Annotated in this window: 24 protein-coding genes; 12 read left to right on the plus strand and 12 right to left on the minus strand. The window is 30.3% G+C overall.

All coding sequences use genetic code 11. The features are described 5' to 3' along the window. Positions 1-22: 22 nt before the first annotated feature. Positions 23-643, minus strand: a complete 621-nt coding sequence (locus JEY78_RS08335) for an HAD family phosphatase (protein WP_291849450.1) — start codon at positions 641-643, stop codon at positions 23-25. 5 nt (positions 644-648) lie between these two features. Then, a complete protein-coding gene (gene prfB, locus JEY78_RS08340) occupies positions 649-1,758 on the minus strand; it encodes a peptide chain release factor 2 (RefSeq protein ID WP_291849454.1) in 1,110 nt (369 codons plus the stop codon). Between the two features lie 45 nt (positions 1,759-1,803). Here prfB and JEY78_RS08345 point away from each other — a divergent pair, with 45 nt between their 5' ends. From JEY78_RS08345 to JEY78_RS08360, 4 genes are all read left to right on the plus strand, one after another. Then, positions 1,804-2,826 (plus strand): low specificity L-threonine aldolase, encoded by a 1,023-nt coding sequence (locus JEY78_RS08345; protein WP_291849457.1) that lies wholly within the window; start codon positions 1,804-1,806, stop codon positions 2,824-2,826. 10 nt (positions 2,827-2,836) lie between these two features. Continuing rightward, positions 2,837-4,192: a M28 family metallopeptidase gene (locus tag JEY78_RS08350; RefSeq protein ID WP_291849460.1), complete on the plus strand. Its 1,356-nt coding sequence runs from the start codon at positions 2,837-2,839 to the stop codon at positions 4,190-4,192. Positions 4,193-4,320: 128 nt separating this feature from the next. Further along, on the plus strand, positions 4,321-4,863 hold the full coding sequence (gene msrA, locus JEY78_RS08355; RefSeq protein ID WP_291849805.1) for a peptide-methionine (S)-S-oxide reductase MsrA: 543 nt from the start codon (positions 4,321-4,323) through the stop codon (positions 4,861-4,863). A 44-nt stretch (positions 4,864-4,907) separates the two neighbouring features. After that, the gene (locus JEY78_RS08360) at positions 4,908-5,207 is read left to right on the plus strand and encodes a hypothetical protein (protein WP_291849463.1); all 300 of its coding nucleotides are present in this window, start codon (positions 4,908-4,910) and stop codon (positions 5,205-5,207) included. Here the strand turns inward: JEY78_RS08360 and JEY78_RS08365 are convergent. Both JEY78_RS08365 and JEY78_RS08370 read right to left on the minus strand, forming a co-directional pair. Next, positions 5,182-5,493 carry a DUF6787 family protein gene (locus JEY78_RS08365; protein WP_291849468.1) on the minus strand — a complete coding sequence of 104 codons (312 nt, stop codon included), beginning with the start codon at positions 5,491-5,493 and terminating at the stop codon, positions 5,182-5,184. The genes JEY78_RS08360 and JEY78_RS08365 overlap by 26 nt on opposite strands. Before the next feature lie 105 nt (positions 5,494-5,598). Next, on the minus strand, positions 5,599-6,219 hold the full coding sequence (locus tag JEY78_RS08370; RefSeq protein ID WP_291849471.1) for a DUF937 domain-containing protein: 621 nt from the start codon (positions 6,217-6,219) through the stop codon (positions 5,599-5,601). Between the two features lie 146 nt (positions 6,220-6,365). Between JEY78_RS08370 and JEY78_RS08375 the strand changes: the two genes are divergently transcribed. Both JEY78_RS08375 and JEY78_RS08380 read left to right on the plus strand, forming a co-directional pair. Beyond that, positions 6,366-6,851: a hypothetical protein gene (locus JEY78_RS08375; RefSeq protein WP_291849474.1), complete on the plus strand. Its 486-nt coding sequence runs from the start codon at positions 6,366-6,368 to the stop codon at positions 6,849-6,851. 108 nt (positions 6,852-6,959) lie between these two features. Continuing rightward, positions 6,960-8,267, plus strand: a complete 1,308-nt coding sequence (locus JEY78_RS08380) for a dicarboxylate/amino acid:cation symporter (RefSeq protein ID WP_291849477.1) — start codon at positions 6,960-6,962, stop codon at positions 8,265-8,267. A gap of 6 nt (positions 8,268-8,273) precedes the next feature. On the opposite strand, the gene JEY78_RS08385 is transcribed toward JEY78_RS08380, so the two are convergent. Continuing rightward, positions 8,274-8,687: a thiol-disulfide oxidoreductase DCC family protein gene (locus tag JEY78_RS08385; protein ID WP_291849480.1), complete on the minus strand. Its 414-nt coding sequence runs from the start codon at positions 8,685-8,687 to the stop codon at positions 8,274-8,276. Positions 8,688-8,787: 100 nt separating this feature from the next. Between JEY78_RS08385 and JEY78_RS08390 the strand changes: the two genes are divergently transcribed. The 5 genes from JEY78_RS08390 (at position 8,788) to JEY78_RS08410 (ending at position 13,675) form a co-directional block, all read left to right on the plus strand. Then, positions 8,788-9,480: an ABC transporter ATP-binding protein gene (locus tag JEY78_RS08390; protein ID WP_291849483.1), complete on the plus strand. Its 693-nt coding sequence runs from the start codon at positions 8,788-8,790 to the stop codon at positions 9,478-9,480. A 3-nt stretch (positions 9,481-9,483) separates the two neighbouring features. Next, positions 9,484-10,713, plus strand: coding sequence for an ABC transporter permease (locus JEY78_RS08395; RefSeq protein WP_291849486.1), 1,230 nt, complete (start codon positions 9,484-9,486; stop codon positions 10,711-10,713). A gap of 2 nt (positions 10,714-10,715) precedes the next feature. Continuing rightward, complete coding sequence (locus JEY78_RS08400) at positions 10,716-11,963, plus strand: ABC transporter permease (protein ID WP_291849490.1); 1,248 nt, start codon at positions 10,716-10,718, stop codon at positions 11,961-11,963. Positions 11,964-11,999: 36 nt separating this feature from the next. Next, positions 12,000-13,112, plus strand: coding sequence for an efflux RND transporter periplasmic adaptor subunit (locus JEY78_RS08405; RefSeq protein WP_291849492.1), 1,113 nt, complete (start codon positions 12,000-12,002; stop codon positions 13,110-13,112). Between the two features lie 182 nt (positions 13,113-13,294). Beyond that, positions 13,295-13,675 (plus strand): hypothetical protein, encoded by a 381-nt coding sequence (locus tag JEY78_RS08410; RefSeq protein ID WP_291849494.1) that lies wholly within the window; start codon positions 13,295-13,297, stop codon positions 13,673-13,675. Between the two features lie 34 nt (positions 13,676-13,709). On the opposite strand, the gene JEY78_RS08415 is transcribed toward JEY78_RS08410, so the two are convergent. The 3 genes from JEY78_RS08415 to JEY78_RS08425 are packed head-to-tail and all read right to left on the minus strand — an operon-like array spanning position 13,710 to position 16,345. Beyond that, positions 13,710-14,597 (minus strand): 3-hydroxyacyl-CoA dehydrogenase family protein, encoded by an 888-nt coding sequence (locus JEY78_RS08415; RefSeq protein WP_291849496.1) that lies wholly within the window; start codon positions 14,595-14,597, stop codon positions 13,710-13,712. A 10-nt stretch (positions 14,598-14,607) separates the two neighbouring features. Then, a complete protein-coding gene (locus JEY78_RS08420) occupies positions 14,608-15,384 on the minus strand; it encodes a PhzF family phenazine biosynthesis protein (protein ID WP_291849498.1) in 777 nt (258 codons plus the stop codon). 1 nt (position 15,385) lies between these two features. Then, positions 15,386-16,345: a Gfo/Idh/MocA family oxidoreductase gene (locus JEY78_RS08425; RefSeq protein WP_291849808.1), complete on the minus strand. Its 960-nt coding sequence runs from the start codon at positions 16,343-16,345 to the stop codon at positions 15,386-15,388. Between the two features lie 86 nt (positions 16,346-16,431). Between JEY78_RS08425 and JEY78_RS08430 the strand changes: the two genes are divergently transcribed. After that, a complete protein-coding gene (locus JEY78_RS08430; protein WP_291849500.1) occupies positions 16,432-17,073 on the plus strand; it encodes a protein-L-isoaspartate(D-aspartate) O-methyltransferase in 642 nt (213 codons plus the stop codon). 45 nt (positions 17,074-17,118) lie between these two features. Here the strand turns inward: JEY78_RS08430 and JEY78_RS08435 are convergent, their stop codons facing one another. The 4 genes from JEY78_RS08435 to ppdK all read right to left on the minus strand — a co-directional run bounded on the left by JEY78_RS08435 (position 17,119) and on the right by ppdK (position 21,656). Further along, entirely contained in the window at positions 17,119-17,553 is a 435-nt protein-coding gene (locus JEY78_RS08435) for a DUF2147 domain-containing protein (protein WP_291849502.1), read from the minus strand. A 17-nt stretch (positions 17,554-17,570) separates the two neighbouring features. Further along, positions 17,571-18,098 (minus strand): HAD family hydrolase, encoded by a 528-nt coding sequence (locus tag JEY78_RS08440; protein WP_291849504.1) that lies wholly within the window; start codon positions 18,096-18,098, stop codon positions 17,571-17,573. Then, positions 18,082-18,843, minus strand: coding sequence for a DUF2520 domain-containing protein (locus JEY78_RS08445; RefSeq protein WP_291849507.1), 762 nt, complete (start codon positions 18,841-18,843; stop codon positions 18,082-18,084). The genes JEY78_RS08440 and JEY78_RS08445 overlap by 17 nt, the downstream gene beginning before the upstream one ends. Before the next feature lie 83 nt (positions 18,844-18,926). After that, positions 18,927-21,656 (minus strand): pyruvate, phosphate dikinase, encoded by a 2,730-nt coding sequence (gene ppdK / locus JEY78_RS08450; protein WP_291849510.1) that lies wholly within the window; start codon positions 21,654-21,656, stop codon positions 18,927-18,929. Positions 21,657-21,763: the final 107 nt, after the last annotated feature.

The raw sequence follows: 21,763 nt of genomic DNA on the forward strand, positions 1-21,763 counted from the left end.
TGTTGATAAAGTAAAAATATTGTTAAATATTAATTTGAAGTAATTGTAACTTATTTAATAAATCCTTGTTTGTTTGGTAATGAATGCTATTTATTTTTAACTTTTTTGCAGCCTCACAATTTTCAAAATTATCATCAATAAATATTGCTTCTTCAGGATTTACATTAAAACGATTTAATAAAATGTTATAAATTAAAGGATATGGTTTTCTTGTTTTTTCTATTCCAGAAACAACTACGCCATCAAAATCTTCAAAAAAAGGAAATAATTCTATTGCTTTATTCCATTTTTCAGCGCTCCAATTCGTAAGTGCATAAACTTTATAATTCCCTGAAGATTTTAATTTTTTAAAGAGTTCTACGTTTTCTTTAATTGGTCCTGATAGCATTTGTGTCCAATCTTTATAAAATAATTTTATTAGATTTTCATATTCAGGAAATTCAGCAATTTTAATTTTTTCGCCTTCAGCAATAGTTCTTCCTGCATCTTGTTCCATATTCCAATCAGGAGTACAAACATTTTTTAAAAACCACTGTACTTTTTCTTCATCTCCATTAAAAGCTTTTCTGTATACATATTCAGGTTTCCAATCAACCAAAACGCCTCCTAAATCAAAAATTATAGTATTTATTTTCCTTTTCATAGTAATTATAATTCATTAGGAGAAGATTCTTTTTGTCCGTTTTGCATTAAATACGCTTTTATAAAGCCATCAAGTCCACCATCCATAACCGCATCAACATTTCCAGTTTCAAAACCTGTACGTACATCTTTTACTAATTTATAAGGATGCATCACATAATTTCTAATTTGCGAGCCAAATTCAATTCTCATTTTTCCAGCTTCTATGTCTTCGCGAGCTTCATGCTGTTTTTTTAATTCAATTTCGTATAATTGAGATTTTAACATTTGTAAGGCTCTATCTCTGTTTTCGTGCTGCGAACGTGTTTCTGAACAAGAAATTTGAATTCCGGTAGGTTTATGCGTTAGCTGAACTTTTGTTTCAACTTTATTTACATTTTGTCCACCAGCACCGCTACTTCTTGAGGTAATTATTTCATAATCAGCTGGATTAAGCACTATATCAATACTGTCATCAACCAACGGATACACATATACGGATGCAAAGGAAGTATGTCTTTTTGCATTGCTATCAAAAGGCGAAATTCTCACCAAACGATGCACACCATTTTCACCTTTTAAATATCCAAAAGCAAATTCTCCTTCTATTTCTAAGGTTACAGTTTTTATTCCGGCAACATCACCTTCTTGAAAGTTTAATTCTTTTACTTTAAAACCTTGATTTTGACTATACATTAAATACATGCGCATTAACATTTGCGCCCAATCGCAACTTTCTGTTCCTCCAGCACCTGCAGTTATTTGTAATACAGCGCTTAAACTATCACCTTCTTCAGAAAGCATATTTTTAAACTCTAAATTCTCAATTAAATTTATTGTTAAATTGTATTTGTTTTCAACTTCTTTTTCAGAAACTTCATCTTCTAAATAAAATTCATATAAAACAGTTACGTCCTCAAAATTGGTGCTTGCATTTTCAAAATCTTCCACCCATTTTTTTTCAAGGCGAAGTTTTTTCATTACAATTTCAGCGTCTCTCGGATTGTTCCAAAAATTAGGATTGGCAGTTTTTTCTTCCTCATTAGAAATTTCAACTTTTTTCTTGTCAATATCAAGGTAAGTTTTTAAATTGCTGAGGCGTTCTTGTAATTTATTTATATGTTCGTTTGTTATCATTTCATGTATTAATAAATACAAAAATAACTTTTCATTTTTAATTCTATGCAAATAAATTTAATAAGTGACACTGTCACTAAACCAACTAAAGGAATGCTTGCCGCTATGATGAGCGCAAATGTAGGTGATGATGTTTTTAAAACAGATCCTACTGTAAATAAACTTCAAACAAAAATGGCTAAAATGTTTGGTATGGAGGATGCGCTGTTTTTTCCATCGGGAACTATGGCAAATCAGGTAGCCATAAAATTACATACACAACCTGGTGATAGAATGTTTTGTGATAAATGGGCGCATGTTTATAATTTTGAAGGCGGAGGACCAGCATTTAATTCAGGTGTTACATCGTGTTTAATTGATGGTGAAAGAGGGATGTTTAAAGCCAAACAATTAAGTGATATTATTTCAGGAAGTAGATCAGATATTCACTCACCTTTTTCACGATTGGTTGCTTTAGAAAATACAACGAATAAAGGAGGTGGTGCTTGTTGGGATTTTGAAGAAATTTTAAAGGTTAAAAAAGTTTGTGAGGATAATTCCTTAGCATTTCATTTAGATGGGGCACGTTTATTTAATGCTTTGGTGGCTAAACAAGAAACGCCTAAGCAATATGGGGAAGCGTTTGATACTATTTCAATTTGTTTATCAAAAGGTTTAGGCGCTCCGGTTGGTTCTGTATTAATTGGCACAAAAGCACATATGGAGAAAGCACTTAGAATCCGTAAATTATTTGGTGGAGGAATGAGACAAGCGGGTTATTTGGCAGCAGCAGGAATTTATGCTTTAGATAACCATGTAGAAAGGTTGGCAATAGATCATACCAGAGCAAAAATTATTGGTGTTGCTCTTCAAAATTGCGAATTAATAAAAAATGTTGAACCAATTGAAACCAATATTGTAATATTTAATGTAATTGATGAAATTAATGAATACGATTTTATTGAACGGTTAAATAAAGCAGGAATTTCACTAATTTCTATGGGTCAAGGAAAATTAAGAATGGTAACACATATAGATTTTACAGAAGAAATGTTAGAAATGGTAGTAAATACAATTGAACATATTTAAAATAAATAAAATGAAGAAAATAACAATTATTGGTCTCTTTTTAGGTTTTTTTAGTGTTGCACTATTTGCGCAATCTGAAGTAAATTTAATGCTTACTCAAATTTCAACAGCAACTTCAGCAAACAGAATAGAAAAGGATATAAAAACCTTAGTGAATTTTGGAACAAGGCATACGTTGTCAGATACAATTTCAAAAACAAAAGGAATTGGTGCAGCTAGAAGATGGTTAAAATATGCCTTTGAAGAAGTTTCTAAAAATTGCAATAATTGTTTAGAAATTAGTTATTTAGGCGATTTAGTAATGGCGGATGGAAGAAGAATAATTAAAGATACGAGAGTAGTAAATGTATTAGCCATTCAAAAAGGCACAAAATATCCAAACAACTATATAATAATGTCTGGTGATATTGATTCTCGTGTTTCTGATGCCAATAATTTTACTTCAGATGCGCCAGGAGCAAATGATAACGCTAGTGGTTTAGCTGGAACTATTGAAGCTGCAAGAGTATTAAGTAAATATAAATTTCCAGTTTCTATTATTTATGTTGGTCTTTCTGGTGAAGAACAAGGTTTATATGGAGGGAAAATATTAGCAGATTATGCCAAAAAAAATGGTTGGAATATTTTAGGAGTTTTAAATAATGATATGATTGGTAATATTGAAGGAATTGATGGAGTTATTGATAATAGTACTTTTCGAGTTTTTAGCGAAGCAATTTCTATGGAAACTACCGATAGAGAAAAGGGTGCAATGCGTTTTTACGGAGGTGAAATTGACGGGCCTTCACGTCAGCTAGCCAGATATATTGATAAACTAACCGATGAATATATGACCAATTTAGATGCAATTATGATTTATAGATTGGATAGGTTTGGTAGAGGAGGACATCATAGACCTTTTAATGATGCAGGTTTTACAGGTGTTAGAATTATGGAAACGCATGAAAATTACAATCGCCAACATCAAGACATAAGAACAGAAAATGGTATTAAATATGGCGATGTTTTAGAAGGTGTAAATTTTGAATATGCTGCAAAATTAACAGCCGTTAATTGTTTAACATTAGCATCTTTAGCAGCAGCACCGATAATGCCAGAAAATGTAATGATTGCTGGAGCAGTGGAACCTTCAACACGTTTAAAATGGGATGCTTCAGATGATGAAAATATTATTGGATATAAAATTTATTGGCGAGATACAAAGTCACCACAATGGCAGTATAATAGATTTGTTGGAAATATTTCTGATTACACCTTAAAAAACATTGTGATAGATAATTATTTATTTGGAGTTGCAAGTGTTGGGAAAAATGGTGCAGAAAGTTTAATTCAATTTCCAAGAAAATTGATTCCAGAAGGCATGTAATTTTTGAATACTTTTTACGACTGAACTTAAAATAATTTAAAATGAAGAAAATTATATTAGTTCTATTTGTTATTGGATTTGGACTATCTGAATCTATAGCACAATCCACTATTACTAAAAAAAATCAAATGAATAAAAAAATAGAAATTGCAACATTAGCAAATGGTTGTTTTTGGTGTACTGAAGCCATTTTTCAAAGATTAAAAGGCGTGGAATCTGTTACTTCTGGATTTTCTGGAGGAAATATTAAAAATCCTGCATATAGAGAAGTTATTACCGGAAGAACTGGTCATGCTGAAGCTATTGAAATTAAATTTGATGCAAATGTTATCTCGTTTCAGGAAATATTAGATGTGTTTTTTAGCACACACGATCCAACAACGTTAAATAAACAAGGATATGATGTAGGTACGCAATATCGTTCAGCAATATTTTATCATTCAGAAGGGCAAAAAAACATAGCAGAAAATTTTATAATTGAACTTAATAAAGCAAAGGTATTTGATGCTAAAATAGTGACTGAGGTAACTCAATTTACATCATTTTATAAAGCGGAAGATTATCATCAAAATTATTATAATAACAATAAAACTCAGGGTTATTGTATGGCCGTAATCAACCCGAAATTGGAGAAATTCATTAAAAAATACAAAGCTAAATTAAAAGATTAAAAATTTGGCATCCTTATTGTATTCTATGAATTAAACAATAATAGATGCAAAAAAAACACAAATTACTTTTATTAAGTATCCTGTTTGATGCCATAGGAATGCTATCATTTGTTGTCCCGTTTATAGGTGAAACTTTTGATGTTTTATGGGCGCCAATTTCAGCTTTGTTAATTTATAAAATGTTTAAAGGTGCCGAAGGAAAAGTAGGTAGTATAATTTCATTTGTGGAAGAAGCTGGTATTTTTGGTACAGACTTTTTACCAACATTTACACTAACGTGGATTTATAAATTTATTTTAAAAAAAGATAAGAATGACATTAAGCCTCTTCAAAAAAACGTTTAAAACCCATTCTTAACAACATTTTTTTTGTAAAAAAATTCCAGAAAAATTTAAATTGGCCAAAGAAAAAACCAACTATTGGAAGTGTAATTTGATAAATTATAAAAATTAATAGAATTCTAACGGGCCAAAATAACCAAGGGTTTGTTGTTTCATAGTCTAAACCTATAAATTCAGTTAATGGCTTTGCAATATAGGCAGCAAATGTTCCATTTATTGAAAATACAAGTATTATTAATAAAATTTGAAAGTTAGATGTTAATCCCCAACGTTGTTTTAATTTTTCCATTTAGTTAATTTTCAAGGCAAAAATACATTTATATTTTAATTAGAAAATTTTTAATAAAAAAAGGTCAAGAGATTCTCCTGACCTTTTTTATGTGTTTTGTTGTTTTTATTTTCCAAATAAACCACCTAATAAACCTCCAAGGCCACCTTTCTTTTTACTGCCAGTAGCCATCCCAATTAAATCATCAATTACACTTCCATCGCCATCAGCATCCAATATTTTTGTAATCAAACTTTGTTCTTGTTGAGCGCCACCTCCTAAAAGGCCACCAAGTAAATCTCCAATTCCATTACCATCATTTACATTTTGAGAACGTTTTTCTTTTCCTAAATATGCCATAACAAAAGGAGCTGCCATTTGTAATAAATTCATGGCAGAACTAGCGTCCATTCCACTTTTTTTACTTACTGCATTTGCAACATTTTGTTGTTTGCCTCCAAATACGTGTCCTAAAATACCAGCACCATCAGATAAAACATCACTATTTCCAAGCATTCCACCTATATTATCTAATAAACTTCCATCATGCTTTCCAGATAAAGCTCCCAATAATCCTTCCGCCCCTTGTGGCGTTGAAGCATTATTTTTCATTGCTCCTAAAATTAAAGGTAAAGCCGTAGATAAAGCTGAGGCCGTTTTAGCTTTGTCTTGTCCAAGTTGTGAACTTGCATTGTTTACTAATGTTTTTCCTAAATCGCTATTCAATAGATCTAATAATCCTGCCATTTTTTTATCTTTTATAAATGAGGTTAATAATTTGTTTTATGACACCATATTTTTTAAGAAGTCACTGCAAAATAAAAAAAATAATTAAACGTTCTATGTTTTGGCTTAATCTTTGTTAATTTATTTTAAACTTTAAAAGATATATTATGAAAAAAATAATTTTTTCTTTACTTTTATTACTAGCATTTTCCAATTTAATAAATGGACAAGAAATCTCTGATAATGCTATTGGATTGCGTTTTGGTGATAATGCCGGTTTTGGAGGAGAAATTTCTTATCAAAAAAAATTATCCAATATAAATAGATTGGAAGTAGATTTAGGTTTTAGAAGTCGATCAAATGAAAATGATGCTTTTAAATTAACTGGAATTTATCAGTGGATGTGGAATATTGACCAAGGATTTAACTGGTATGCAGGTTTTGGAGCGGGTGTTGGTTCTTGGACTAATAACAACATTAATTCAACAAAAAATGATGGGATGTTTTTAAATGCAGACGGAAATATAGGAATTGAATATAATTTTGATATACCTTTATTAATTTCATTAGATTTCAGACCTGAAATTGGATTACTTGGAAATTATAGTGATGCTGATTTAGATTTATCTTTATCCTTAAGGTATCAATTTTAAAAAAAACTATATTATAATATTTAAAAAGCACTCTCAGTGCTTTTTTTTGTTCAAAAGTTAAAAAATAGCAAGGTATTTTCTATCTTTCCATAAATTTTAAACTATTAAATGAAAAAAATAGCATTACACTGGCAAATATTAATTGGAATGGCTTTAGGAGTATTAATAGGATTATTAATGACTCAATTTGAACAAGGCAAAGAAATAGTACAAGATTGGATTAAACCTTTTGGAACTATTTTTATTAATTCATTAAAATTAATTGCAGTTCCGTTAATTTTAGCCTCACTAATCAAAGGTGTTTCTGATTTAAAAGATATTTCTAAACTATCAAAAATGGGGACTAGAACTATTGGTTTGTATTTAGCAACTACAGTTATTGCTGTTTCAATAGGACTTTTGTTGGTGAATATTATTCAACCGGGAAATTCAATTTCCGAAGAAACTAGGCAAGAATTAGTTGATAATTACAGTGGAGATGCTGCTAAATATTCCGAAGAAGCTTTTAAACAAAAAGAAACTGGACCCTTGCAAGCATTGGTTGATATTGTACCAGAAAATATTTTTGGAGCTGCCTCAGAAAATAAAAACATGTTACAAATTATATTTTTCGCCATATTTTTTGGGATTGGTTTAATTTTAATTCCAGAAAAAAAAGCGAAACCTGTAAAAAAATTCTTCGATGGTTTTAATGAAGTTATTCTTAAAATGATTGATTTAATAATGTTAGCGGCTCCTTATGGAGTTTTTGCATTATTAGCCGCTTTGGTTGTTGAATCACCAAGTATAGATTTATTTAAGGCATTAATTTGGTATGCATTTACAGTTATTTTAGGATTAATTTTAATGATTGGATTTTATAATTTATTAGTTTGGGTGGTTGCTAAAAAAAATCCATCAACATTTTTTAAAGGAATTTCACCAGCGCAATTATTAGCATTTTCAACAAGTAGTAGTGCCGCAACATTGCCTGTTACCATGGAAAGAGTTACGGAACATTTAGGAGTAGATGAAGAGGTGAGCAGTTTTGTATTACCAATTGGTGCAACTATAAATATGGATGGAACAAGTTTATACCAAGCGGTTGCAGCAGTTTTTATTGCGCAAGCTTTTGGAATGGATTTGTCATTAGGGGTTCAATTAGGAATTATAGTAACTGCAACGTTGGCGAGTATTGGTTCTGCCGCAGTTCCAGGTGCTGGAATGGTGATGTTAGTAATTGTTTTAGGTCAGGCAGGAATACCTGAAGCAGGTTTGGCATTAATTTTTGCCATTGACAGGCCTTTAGATATGTGCAGAACAACTGTAAATGTTACTGGAGATGCAACCGTTTCTATGTTAGTTGCTAAATGGTTAGGAAAACTTCATGAACCAAAAATTAAGAATTGGGATGATGAGTATCATAAAAAAAAGTAAATGTTTTTATGAACCTATAAAACGATCTTTTAATTCTTTCGTAGGAATCATACAGCTATCCTTTTTACCGTACCATTTATATCTGTTTTTAGCAATATAGTTATAAACATAATCTCTTATAAAGACAGGTATTACTATAAATATATACAAAAGAAAATAACCGTTATTTAAATGTTTAGCAATTTTTAATGCAGCAGTTGATTTTTCATAAATTTTATTAGCTTCAATTAAAATAATAGAATCAAAAATTATTTTTTTTGAGTTATACTGTAACAAAATTTCTTTTGCAGCGTCTGATTGTAGTGAGGCAAATAAAAAATGCTTTTTTTTATCGTGTTTAATAATAAAGTTAACTGAGGAGTTGCATAAATTACAAACACCATCAAAAAAAATAATTGATTTTCCTTCATAATTGTTCATAGAGTAAAATTACATAAATTATTAATATTTTATGGTTTTAACATAAATTTAGTAACTACTCTAAATATCAATTTTTAAATTCGTTAAAAACAACAACCAAATGATCAAGATTGAAAACCTACATAAATCATATCCAATAGGAAAAGATTCTCTTCACGTATTAAAAGGATTAGATTTACATATTAAAGAAGGCGAATTTGTAGCAATTATGGGTTCTTCTGGTTCTGGAAAATCAACATTATTAAATATTGTTGGTTTATTAGATGTGCATGATTCTGGAAATTACTATTTAAATGGTCAATTAATTGAAAATTTAGATGAGCGAAAGGCAGCAATTCTTAGAAATAAATTTTTAGGATTTGTTTTTCAATCGTTTAATCTAATTAATTATAAAAACGCATTAGAAAATGTAGCACTTCCTTTATATTATGCAGGAATGGGAAGAAAAGAACGCAATGAAGTTGCCATGCAATATTTAGAAAAAGTTGGATTAGCAGATTGGGCAACACATTTGCCAAGTGAACTATCTGGAGGTCAAAAACAACGTGTAGCTATTGCGCGTGCATTGGTTACAAAGCCTAAAGTTGTTTTGGCTGATGAGCCTACAGGAGCATTAGATTCTTCAACATCACATGCTGTAATGGAATTGTTAAAAGAAATTAACAGGGAAGGAATGACTGTTTTTGTAATTACACACGAAGAAGATATTGCCGAAGAAACTGATAGAATTGTACGTTTAAAAGATGGTGTAATTATAAGTGATGAAAAAACAGTAAAAAAATCAAAAGTATAAGCTATGTTTGATTTAGATCGTTGGCAAGAAATTTTCCAAACCATCAGTAAAAATAAATTAAGAACTATTCTTTCTGGGTTTACTATTGCATTTGCTATTTTATTATTTACATTATTATTTGGAATTGGAAATGGCTTGAAGCATACTTTTGAAAAACAATTTGCAGGAGATTCTCAAAACTCTGTTTATGTAAATTCAGGAAGTACCACAAAACCATACAAAGGACTGCAAAGTGGAAGACAAATTCAATTTAGAAATGAAGATGCTAAATTTATAAATGAAAAATTTCCAGATGAAATTCAGTTTTTCAGCCCAAATATTCAACGTAGTATGCAGGCAATTTATAAAGGTGAGCAAAACAGATATACAGTAAGAGGTGTTTATCCAGATTATCAACCTTTAGAATCTGCAGTCATTCAGGATGGAAGATTTTTAAGTTATATAGATATAAAAAGTAGAGCCAAAGTTATAGCTATTGGTAGATTGGTAGAGGAAGATTTATTTGGAGCAAAAAGTGCGATGGGTAAAAATATAAATCTTGATGGTATTTCTTATAAAGTAGTAGGTGTTTTTAATGATCCTGGAGGAGATAATGATGAAAGATATATTTATGCACCTTTTACAACAATACAAGGAATGTATAAACCAAATGACGAAGTAGATTATTTTGGTTTAACTTTTAATTCTAAACTCAGTGTAGACGGAGCTTTAGCTTTCAGTAATTTATTGACCAAGGTTTTAAAAGAAAAGCATAATGTTGATCCAAGAGATCAAGGCGCGATTAGAGTTCGTAATTATGCAGAAGGAACAAAAAATGTACAACAATTTATGACTGTTTTAAACATAATTATATTATTTATTGGTATAGGAACTTTAATAGCAGGTATTATAGGTATTAGCAATATAATGGTATATATAGTAAAAGAGCGTACAAAGGAATTAGGAATAAGAAAAGCATTGGGAGCAACTCCAAATTCAATTATTGGAATGATTTTAATGGAATCTATTTTTATTACTGCTTTAGCTGGTTATACAGGATTAATGTTAGGCGTTTTTGCTTTAAGAGCATTGGGAGATAGTTTAGAAAAATATTTTATTTTAAATCCAAGCGTAGAAACTTATGTAGTTGTAGGAGCAACCATTGTACTTATAATTGCAGGAACCATAGCGGGTTATATACCTGCAAAAAGAGCAGCAAGTATTAAACCAATTGTAGCATTAAACGACGAATAACTATGTTTAAATTTTTAATTGATACAGACACCTGGCAAGAAATATATAGCAGTATTCGCAAAAATAAAATGCGAACTGGGATTACTATTATTGGTGTAATGTGGGGAATATTTTTATTGGTTGTTTTATTAGGAGCCGCAAAAGGAGTTGAAAATAATTTTAACAGATTATTTGGAGATTTTGCAACTAACAGTGTTTTTGTTTGGGCGCAACAAACCAGTAAACCGTTTAAAGGTTTCCAAGAAGGAAAAGGGTTAACTCTTAAAATGTCAGATTTAGAAAGTATTAGAAACGAAATAAAAGGACTTGAATTTGTAGTGCCACGTCATCAAACACAAGCGTTAACCGTAAATAAATTTAAAACAGGAAATTTTGGAGTTTTTGGAGATTATCCAGAGTTTGATAAAGTTCAAAAGAGAAATTTAGTATATGGGCGTTTTATTAATGATAATGACATAAAAGAAAAGAAAAAAGTTTGTGTTATTGAAGAGGAAATTTACAAACAACTTTTTGATAAAGATGAATATCCAATAGGGCAATATATTAAAATAAACGATATCAACTACAATGTAGTTGGGATGTATAAAGAAGGGCAAATAGGAAGTGGAGGTCCTCAAGGTAATATTCACATTCCATTTACAACGTTTCAACAAGTATACAATAGAGGTGATAGTGTGGGTTGGATGATGATTACTGGACAGCCAGGTTTTGATATCACCCAAATTGAAGCAGATGTAAAGTTGCTATTAAAAAATTTACATAATGTACATCCAAAAGATAATAGAGCTTTCGGAAGTTTTAATTTAGGAAAAGAAATAGCAAAAGTAACTGGCTTTATAACTGGTATGCAATTCTTAACATGGTTTGTGGGGATAGCCACATTAATTGCAGGGGTTTTTGCAATTGGTAATATTTTGTTAATCACCGTTAAAGAACGTACCAAAGAAATAGGGGTTAGACGAGCGCTTGGTGCAAAACCTTGGGAAATTAAACGCCAAATTATTATGGAATCTGTTTTTTTAACAACGGTTGCGGGTGCTTTAGGAATTATCTTTGGAGGAATAGTACTTATGATTATTGACGCAACTTTAGGGCAGGGTCCTGAGCCTACTTTAACAAATCCAACAGTGGATATTCCAGTAATTCTAACCGCTGCATTAACTTTAATTGTATTAGGTACTTTAATAGGCTTAATTCCTGCACAAACAGCAGTAAGCATTAGACCAATTGAAGCATTAAGAGAAGAATAAATTATAAAAGAAAAAATAAACTGAAAATCAATACCAATGAAAAAAACTATAATTTTTGGATCAATAGCAGTAGCATTAATTGCTGTTTTACTATGGTTTGGAGCTAAAAATAGCAAATCGCCAATTCAATATGAAACAGAAAAGCCATTTAAAACAAATATTGTTAAAAAAACAGTAGCAACAGGTAAAGTTATTCCTTTGGAAGAAGCTGAAATAAAACCAAAAGTTTCCGGAATTATAGAGGAAATATTTGTTGAAGAAGGTGCTCAGGTTAAAGTTGGAGATTTAATTGCAACCATTAGAGTTGTGCCTAATGTAGCATCATTAAATAGTGCTCAAGGATCAGTAAAAACATCACAATTACGTTACGACAATACTAAAACATTGTACGATAGAAATAAAACACTTTTTGAAAAAGGAGTTGTTTCTAAACAAGAATTTGAAGCAACTGAATTAAATTTTAATAGTGCTAAGCAAGATTTAAATAATGCTCAAAATAATTTAGATATTATAAGAAAAGGTTCTGCGGCAGGAATGGGGAAAACGGCAAACACTTATGTGAAAGCGGAAATTTCTGGTACAATTTTAGAAATACCTGTTCGTAAAGGAAATCAAGTGATTGAAAGTAACACTTTTAATGCAGGTACTACTATTGCTACTATCGCAGATATGACAAAAATGATTTTTGAAGGAAAAGTAGACGAGGCTGAGGTTGGAAAAATTAAAAATGGGACTGTTTTAGAAGTTTCATTAGGAGCTATTGAAAAGAAAAAATATCCAGCCAAACTTAATTTTATTGCTCCAAAAGGAACAGAAGAAAATGGAGCTGTTCAATTTAAAATTAAAGGAGATGTTACTTTAGATGATGAATTTTTTGTGAGAGCGGGTTACAGTGCAAATGCAGATATTGTTTTAGAAAAGAAAGACAGTGTTTTATCAATTAAAGAAGCGTTATTACAATTCGATAAAAAAACCGAAGCACCTTATGTTGAGGTTAAAACTGGAGATCAGCAATTTGAAAGAAGAGATGTGGAATTAGGAATTTCTGATGGAATTAATGTTGAAATTATTTCTGGTGTTACATTAAAAGATGAAATTAAAATTTGGAATAAAACTTCTAAGAAAGAAGATGAGGAAGAAGAAAATTAAAAGTTAATTTTTATCAATAATTTAAAGCGTTTTAATTTATTTTAAAACGCTTTTTTTGTATATTTATAAAAGTACTTTATAAATAAAAATTGTTTTACATTTTGTTTTTATGATTTTTATCAGACATATTTTATTTAAAAAGTAAGAACTTTATAATATTAAAATTTAAAAGTATATAGCGTATGGAAAGTCAGATATTATTCTTAAGTGATTTAAACTTCAACTTAGAGGTTTGGAAGAGAGAATTAAAGTTTCAGGAAAGTGAAATGGATTATTTTGAAGAAAAATTAGAACATATTGCAATTCGTGATTTAGGAAAGGAAGTAATGGTTCGATTAGAACATTTTCAAAATAAAATAATTCGGGAGCGTGAAGTAATGGGTCATTTAAGACATAGAATACGAATGAAAAAACGTGAGATAGCTCACGCAAAAGTAGATAATAAACAAGAAATAGTGTTTCAAGAAAAACAAATACTATTAAAAGATGAAATGAAAACTTTTGTAAAAATGCATTATGAATTAAAAGAAGATATGATGGATTTTTTCCTTAAATATTTATAATAAAAAAAGAGCCGCAAATTTTGCGGCTCTTTTTTTATTTAAATTGATTTGAAATTACTTCAGCTTTTTTAGATTGGGAATAGTCATAAAATCCTTCACCAGATTTTATACCTAATTTGCCTGCTTGTACCATATTAACCAATAAAGGGCAAGGTGCATATTTTGGATTCTTAAATCCATCATATAATACATTTAAAATAGATAAACATACATCTAGTCCAATAAAATCTGCTAATTGAAGTGGGCCCATTGGATGTGCCATACCTAATTTCATAACAGTATCAATTTCATAAACACCAGCAACACCATTATACAAAGTTTCAATAGCTTCATTAAGCATTGGCATTAATATTCTATTAGCTACAAATCCAGGATAATCATTAACTGCAACAGGAACTTTTTGTAAGCTTTCTGAAAGTTTCATAATAGATTCAGTTACTTCTTTGGAAGTATTGTAACCATTTATTATTTCAACTAATTTCATTATTGGTACTGGATTCATAAAATGCATTCCAATTACTTTTTCAGGCCTTTTAGTTACAGCCGCTATTTTTGTAATAGAAATTGAGGAAGTGTTGGAAGCTAAAATGGCATTTTTTGGAGCTGCTTCGTCTAATTGTTTAAAAATCTTCAATTTTAAATCAATATTTTCTGTAGCAGCTTCCACCACTAAATCACAATTTTTCACTCCCTCGGAAATTGAAGTGAAAGTTGTTATATTTTTTAAGGTTTGATTTTTAATTGTTAACGTAATTTTTTCTTTTTCAATTAACCTATCTAAGTTTTTGGTAATAGTTGCCAAACCTTTATCAATTGCTTCTTGAGATATATCAATTAAAAATACTTGAAAGTTTTGTTGCGCAAATACATGAGCAATTCCGTTACCCATTGTTCCTGCACCAATGACAGCTATATTTTTCATTTTGTTTAGATTAAATAGTTAATTTACCTTTTAAATACGTAATTGCTTGTCCACTCATTTCAACTCTGCCTATTAAATTTTCACATCTTAAAAATCCTGTTCTTTTAGATAGTTGTATTGCGGTTAAGTGGTTTTTGTTTAACTCTTTTGCCCAATATGGAATTAATAAAGTATGAGCAGATCCGGTTACTGGATCTTCATTAATTCCTATTTTAGGTGCGAAAAAGCGAGATACAAAATCTGCTTTTTCGCCTTTACTAGTTACAATAATTCCAGAAAATGCTAACTCGGTTAATTTGCTAAAATTTGGTTTTAAATGTTTAATAGTAGCTTCATTTTCTAATAACGCTATTATTTTCCAATTGCCTTTAAAAGTTTTCAGAATAGGAACATTTAGAGCTTCTTTAAGTATTAAAGGTGTTTCAATTTCCTTTATATCTTCTGATGGAAAATTTAAGGTGTACCAATTTTGTTTCTTTTCAACAGATAAAATGCCGCTTTTTGAACTAAATTCAATACTATTTGTTGGGTAATTTAATTCTGAAAAAATAATATGTGCAGCTGCTAAAGTAGCGTGTCCGCATAAATCAATTTCACAAGAAGGAGTAAACCAACGAATTTCAAATTGATGGCTGTTTTGCACAAAAAAAACTGTTTCAGATAAATTATTTTCTTCTGCAATAATTTGCATTAAACTTTCTGAAACCCATTCTTTCAAGGGGATTACCGCCGCAGGGTTTCCTTTAAATAGTTCATTTGTAAAGGCATCAACCTGATAAATAGTCATTTTAAAAATCGTTTATAATCATATGTGCAACACGCAGTGCTTCGGTTCCATGTTCTAAAGTTACAATAGGTGTTGTATTGTTATTGATTGCATCGGCAAAAGTTTCTAATTCATCTAAAATAGCGTTGTTTCTACCAATAATTGGATTTTCAAAATAAATTTGCTTTTTAACGCCCTCAGCATTTTGTAAAACCAAATCAAAATCACCTTGAACTTTTGGAGCATCTTTCATTCTTACAACCTCAGTTGCTTTTTCAAAGAAGTCTACTGCAATATAAGCGTCACGTTGAAAAAATCGTGTTTTACGCATGTTTTTTAATGAAATTCTGCTGGCAGTTAAATTTGCAACACAGCCGTTTTCAAATTCAATACGAGCATTTGCAATATCTGGTGTATCACTAATAATAGCAACACCACTTGCATTTATTTTTTTAACCTTAGATTTTACGACGCTTAAAATAATGTCAATATCATGAATCATTAAATCTAAAACCACGGGCACATCTGTTCCGCGTGAATTAAATTCAGCTAATCTATGTGTTTCAATAAACATTGGGTCGGTAATTAAATCTTTAACAGCAGTAAAAGCTGGGTTAAAACGTTCTACATGTCCAACTTGACCTTTTACGTTATGTTTTTTTGAAAGTTCAATTATTGTTTCAGCTTCTTCAACTGTTTTTGTAATTGGTTTTTCAATAAAAACATGTTTACCTTTTTCTATGGCTTGTTTAGCACAATCAAAATGAGACAGTGTAGGAGTTACAATATCAACTACATCAACTGCATCAATTAATTCTTGAATGGAATCAAAAGATTTATAACCAAATTCAGCTTCAATTTTTGCTGCATTTTCTTTTATAGGATCATAAAAACCAACTAAGTTATATTTTTGAGAATGATTTATTAAGTTTAAATGAATTTTGCCAAGATGTCCGGCTCCTAAAACTCCTGCTTTTAGTATCATAAGAATATTTATTTTTAGATAAACAAAAGTAAGAATCTTTAAGCATTTATTCCTATTTTTAGCCTTTCAAATTTAAATTATTAGTGAAAGATACCCACAAACATCAAGGACTTAGAAATCAGTTAGTAAAAATAATTTCAGAAAAAGGAATTACAGATAAAAATGTTTTAAAAGCCATTGCAGCCGTGCCAAGACATTTATTTATGGATTCTGGTTTTGTTGATTTTGCTTATCAAGATAAAGCGTTTCCAATTGCTGCAGACCAAACAATTTCACAACCTTATACTGTTGCTTTTCAAACGCAATTATTGGAAGTAAAACCCAATCAAAAAATATTAGAAATTGGTACGGGTTCTGGCTATCAAACGGCTGTTTTAATTGAGATGGACGCTAAGGTTTATACTATTGAAAGACAACAGGAATTATTTAAAAAAACAAAATTGTTTTTACCTAAACTAAATTATAAACCAAAAAAAATGGTTTTTGGTGATGGTTATAAAGGGTTAGTTAATGAAGCACCATTTGATGGAATTATTGTTACAGCGGGAGCTCCGTTTGTTCCAAACGCGTTATTATCTCAGTTAAAAATAGGAGGTAAGTTAGTGATACCAATTGGTGATGATGTGCAAATTATGACACTTTTTGTTAGAACAAGCGAAAAAGATTTTGAAAAACACGAGTTGGGACAATTTAGATTTGTACCTATGTTAAAAGAAAGGAATTAGATAAAAAAAAACGTCTCCATATGGAGACGTTTTTTTTTATCTATCTTATTCTGAAATTTTATGCCAATACTGAGTTCTACCAATTAAAGCAAAACCAATATAACCTCTTACTTTTAATTTAGTATTATTTTCTAAAGTAATGTAGCATTTATATTCTTTTCCAGTTTTTGGATCTAATATTTTACCATCGTTCCATTCATCACCGTCTTTAGTTAAGCCATCAATAATAACCATACCTTTTACGGGTTTGTTTTTTTTGTCCCCTTTGCATAGGTCACAAACTTTATCTTCTTTTCCTTTTTCTAAAACTTGTAAAACTTTAGCATAAACTTTTCCGTTTACATTGTAAATTTCTACAATAGATTTTTCTTTTCCAGTTTCATCATCAATGGTTTTCCATTTTCCGAAAATAGATTGTGCATTACTTGAAAATGTTAAAAACAAACCAAGTGTAACTAGTAATAAAACGTTTTTTTTCATAATTATATATTTAATTGTTAATCGTATTTTGCATCAAATTGTCCATTCCATTTACCTTGAACTTTTAAAACTTGTTCTATAACATCTCTTACACATCCAAATCCGCCTTTAAAGTGAGAAATGTACAATGAAATTTCTTTAATTTCAGAAACTGCATCTTTTGGACAACAGGCGAGTGCAACTTCTTTCATTACTGGTAAATCAGGAATATCATCACCCATATATAAAATTTCTTTTGGGCAAATATTTTTATTTTCTAAATATTCTTTAAATTGAATTAATTTGTTATGTGTTCCTAAATAAATATCATTAATTCCCAGTCCTTCCAATCTTTTTCTAACACCTTCATTGGCACCTCCAGATATAATACAAATATTGTACCCTAAATCAATTGCTGTTTTTAACGCATAGCCATCTTTTATATTCATAGCTCTTGTTAGTTCTCCTGTGGTAGAAATATGTACAATTCCATTGGTTAAAACTCCATCTACATCAAAAATAAATGTTGTAATATTTGGCATTATTTCTTTATAACTTTTCGTCATAAGTTTCTTTTATTGATTTAGTTAACAATGTGTAAATATCTAATTGAGTAGATGTTAACATTGCTTTATGAGTATTTAATGTTTTTGTATCCTGTCTTTTTGCAGGTCCAGTTTGCGCATCAAATGGCGATATTTTATTTATTTTTTGAACTGTTTCTAAAATAATAGGATGTAATATTTCAAACGGAACATTATTTTTAGTACAAATTTGTTCTGCATTAAAATATAAATGATTCACAAAATTATTTACAAAAACTGCTGCTAAATGTACTACTTTTCTTTGTTCGGAATTAATTAAATAAACATTGTTTGATATTTCTTTTGAAAAGTTCTTTAAAATTTCCAAATCATGACTGGTAGAGGCTTCAATACAAATTGGAATATTTGTAAAATTTACGTTTTTTTCTTTTGAAAATGTTTGAGGAAAGTAAATAACGCCTTTAGTTGAATTTGATTTTAAATCATTTATAGAAGTTGCACCAGAAGTATGTACTACTAGTTTTGTTGGAAAATTTAAATGAGATGATATTTCTGAAATAGCATTATCTGAAACACATAATATATATATATCGGCTGGAATTATGCCGTTTATATTATTGGTAATAGAAACTTTATCTTTTAAATATTCAATTTTAGTAATACTTCTATTATAAACTTGAACTAGTTTAATACTAGTGCTATTTAACATTTTTTGTGTTAAATGATACCCTAAATTACCAGCGCCAAGTAATACAACTTTAACCATTATGCGAATATAAACATAAAAAAAATTCCGCCTTTTAAAAAGACGGAATTTTTAATTTTATTAAAATTATTTAAGAATACTAATTATCCTTGTTTTTTAATTGCAGCTTGCGCAGAAGCAATACGTGCAATTGGCACTCTATAAGGAGAACAACTTACATAGTTTAATCCGGTATTAAAGCAGAATTCTACTGAACTTGGTTCACCACCATGTTCACCACAAATACCAACTTTTAAGTTTGGTTTTACACTTCTACCTTTTTCAGTACCCATTTGTACTAATTGTCCAACACCTTCTTGATCTAATACTTCAAAAGGATCTACTTTTAAAATTCCTTTTTCAATATATACAGGTAAAAATTTACCAGCATCATCACGCGAATATCCAAATGCCATTTGAGTTAAATCGTTTGTTCCAAATGAGAAGAAATCGGCTTTAGAAGCTATTAAATTTGCAGTTAAAGCAGCTCTAGGAATTTCAATCATTGTTCCAACTAAATACTCAATAGTATCATTTCTTTCTTCAAAAACTTTATTTGCAGTATTTCTAATTAAAGCTTCTTGGCTTTCAAATTCCGCTAGAGTTCCAATTAAAGGAACCATTATTTCTGGTTTTGCAACAATCCCTCTTGCTTTTAAATTTAAAGCAGCTTCAATAATTGCTCTTGCTTGCATTTCAGTAATTTCTGGATACGTAATTCCTAATCTACAACCTCTGTGACCTAACATTGGGTTAAACTCTTCAAGTTCTGCAACTTTAATTTTTACAGCCTCTAATGAAATGTGCATATCTTCAGCTAAACTACGTTGTGTTTCTAATTGATGAGGAACAAACTCATGTAAAGGTGGGTCTAATAAACGTACAGTTACAGGAAGTCCTTCCATTGCTTCAAAAATACCTTCAAAATCTTCACGTTGCATAGGTAATAACGATTCTAAAGCACGTTTTCTACCTTTTACAGTATCAGCTAAAATCATTTCACGCATTGCTTTAATACGGTCTACTTCAAAGAACATATGTTCTGTACGCGTTAATCCAATACCTTGAGCACCAAATCCACGTGCAATTTTTGCGTCTTTTGGAGAATCAGCATTAGTTCTTACTTGCATTGTAGCATATTTGTCTGATAATTTCATAATTTCAGCAAATTCACCACTTAATTCAGGTTCACTTGTAGCAACTTTTCCTTCAATAATATTACCAGTAGAACCGTTTAAAGAAATCCAGTCACCTTCGTGATATTCTTTTCCGTCAACAGTTAATGTTCTAGTTTTGTAATTAATTTTTAAGGCTCCAGCTCCAGAAATACAACATTTACCCATACCACGAGCAACAACAGCTGCGTGAGATGTCATACCACCACGAGCAGTTAAAATACCTTTGGCAATATTCATACCTTCTAAATCTTCAGGAGAAGTTTCTATACGAGTTAAAATTGTAAACTTATATTTATTTGCTTCATCAGCAAAGAAAACAATTTGACCAGTTGCTGCACCAGGAGAAGCAGGTAAACCTTGTGCAATTACATGTGCTTTTTTTAAGGCTTTAGGATCAAAAACTGGGTGTAATAATTCATCTAATTTATTTGGTTCAATACGTAAAAGGGCTTCTTTTTCAGTAATTAAACCTTCTTTTAACATATCCATTGCAATTTTAACCATTGCAGCACCAGTACGTTTACCATTTCTGGTTTGTAATATCCAAAGTTTACCATCTTGCATAGTAAACTCCATATCTTGCATATCTCTATAATGATTTTCTAATTTTTCTTGGTAACCATTTAATTCATTATAAATGTTTGGCATTAACTCTTCTAAAGAAGGATAACTTTTTGCTCTATCTTCTTCTTCAACTTTAGCTAATTCTGCCCAGCGTACTGAACCTATTTTTGTAATTTGTTGTGGAGTTCTAGTTCCCGCAACAACATCTTCACCTTGAGCATTTATTAAATATTCTCCATTAAATAAGTTTTCACCAGTACCAGCATCACGCGTAAAACAAACTCCTGTACCAGAGTTGTCTCCCATATTACCATAAACCATTGCTTGCACGTTTACAGCGGTTCCCCAATCTGCAGGGTAACCATTCATATTTCTATAATAAACGGCTCTATCACCATTCCAGCTATTGAAAACGGCTACAACAGCTCCCCATAATTGTTCATAAGGATTTGTTGGAAAATCATGGCCTGTACGTTTTTTTACAGCATCTTTAAAATCGTAACAAAGGTCTTTTAAATCTTGAACTGTAAATTCAGTGTCTAATTCAATATTGCGTTTATGTTTTAGAGCTTCCATGATTTCTTCAAAAGGATCTATATCTTCTTTTGATTCTGGTTTCATTCCTAAAACTACATCGCCATACATTTGGATGAAACGACGGTAAGAATCCCAAGCAAAACGCTCATTTCCTGTTCTGTTAGCTAATCCAATAACAACATCATCATTTAAACCTAAATTTAAAACTGTGTCCATCATTCCTGGCATTGAAACTCTAGCCCCTGAACGTACCGAAACTAATAATGGATTTTCTTTGTCTCCAAATGTAGCACCCATTATGCTTTCAATATTATTTATAGCTTGTTCAACTTCTGGTGTAATCATTTCTACAACAGTATCTTGACCAAGTGAATTATATTCTGTACATACTTCAGTTGTTATAGTAAATCCAGGAGGGACAGGAATTCCAATTAAACTCATTTCTGCTAAATTAGCTCCTTTACCACCTAATAGGTTTTTCATTTTACTGTTTCCGTCTGCAGTTTTATTTCCAAACTTGTAAACTCTTGTTTTGACTTCTTGTATCGTCTCCATCTTTGTATTATTAATTATTTTTTGGTTTTTTATGCTAACAAATTTAATAAGAGTTGAAGTAGGATTTTATGACTTATGTCATTTAAATTAAATCAATTTTAAGCAGT

This window comes from Lutibacter sp., assembly GCF_016342705.1.
Taxonomy (GTDB): Bacteria; Bacteroidota; Bacteroidia; order Flavobacteriales; family Flavobacteriaceae; genus Lutibacter.

Coding starts and splice junctions, on each gene's coding strand:
- JEY78_RS08365 (WP_291849468.1), bottom strand. CDS start 5,493: ATGGAAAAATTAAAACAACGTTGGGGATTAACATCTAACTTTCAAATT.
- JEY78_RS08380 (WP_291849477.1), top strand. CDS start 6,960: ATGAAAAAAATAGCATTACACTGGCAAATATTAATTGGAATGGCTTTA.
- ppdK (WP_291849510.1), bottom strand. CDS start 21,656: ATGGAGACGATACAAGAAGTCAAAACAAGAGTTTACAAGTTTGGAAAT.
- JEY78_RS08420 (WP_291849498.1), bottom strand. CDS start 15,384: ATGACTATTTATCAGGTTGATGCCTTTACAAATGAACTATTTAAAGGA.
- JEY78_RS08435 (WP_291849502.1), bottom strand. CDS start 17,553: ATGAAAAAAAACGTTTTATTACTAGTTACACTTGGTTTGTTTTTAACA.
- JEY78_RS08440 (WP_291849504.1), bottom strand. CDS start 18,098: ATGACGAAAAGTTATAAAGAAATAATGCCAAATATTACAACATTTATT.
- JEY78_RS08405 (WP_291849492.1), top strand. CDS start 12,000: ATGAAAAAAACTATAATTTTTGGATCAATAGCAGTAGCATTAATTGCT.
- prfB (WP_291849454.1), bottom strand. CDS start 1,758: ATGATAACAAACGAACATATAAATAAATTACAAGAACGCCTCAGCAAT.
- JEY78_RS08400 (WP_291849490.1), top strand. CDS start 10,716: ATGTTTAAATTTTTAATTGATACAGACACCTGGCAAGAAATATATAGC.
- JEY78_RS08345 (WP_291849457.1), top strand. CDS start 1,804: ATGCAAATAAATTTAATAAGTGACACTGTCACTAAACCAACTAAAGGA.
- JEY78_RS08410 (WP_291849494.1), top strand. CDS start 13,295: ATGGAAAGTCAGATATTATTCTTAAGTGATTTAAACTTCAACTTAGAG.
- JEY78_RS08350 (WP_291849460.1), top strand. CDS start 2,837: ATGAAGAAAATAACAATTATTGGTCTCTTTTTAGGTTTTTTTAGTGTT.
- JEY78_RS08335 (WP_291849450.1), bottom strand. CDS start 643: ATGAAAAGGAAAATAAATACTATAATTTTTGATTTAGGAGGCGTTTTG.
- JEY78_RS08395 (WP_291849486.1), top strand. CDS start 9,484: ATGTTTGATTTAGATCGTTGGCAAGAAATTTTCCAAACCATCAGTAAA.
- JEY78_RS08370 (WP_291849471.1), bottom strand. CDS start 6,219: ATGGCAGGATTATTAGATCTATTGAATAGCGATTTAGGAAAAACATTA.
- JEY78_RS08415 (WP_291849496.1), bottom strand. CDS start 14,597: ATGAAAAATATAGCTGTCATTGGTGCAGGAACAATGGGTAACGGAATT.
- JEY78_RS08445 (WP_291849507.1), bottom strand. CDS start 18,843: ATGGTTAAAGTTGTATTACTTGGCGCTGGTAATTTAGGGTATCATTTA.
- msrA (WP_291849805.1), top strand. CDS start 4,321: ATGAATAAAAAAATAGAAATTGCAACATTAGCAAATGGTTGTTTTTGG.
- JEY78_RS08375 (WP_291849474.1), top strand. CDS start 6,366: ATGAAAAAAATAATTTTTTCTTTACTTTTATTACTAGCATTTTCCAAT.
- JEY78_RS08360 (WP_291849463.1), top strand. CDS start 4,908: ATGCAAAAAAAACACAAATTACTTTTATTAAGTATCCTGTTTGATGCC.
- JEY78_RS08390 (WP_291849483.1), top strand. CDS start 8,788: ATGATCAAGATTGAAAACCTACATAAATCATATCCAATAGGAAAAGAT.
- JEY78_RS08385 (WP_291849480.1), bottom strand. CDS start 8,687: ATGAACAATTATGAAGGAAAATCAATTATTTTTTTTGATGGTGTTTGT.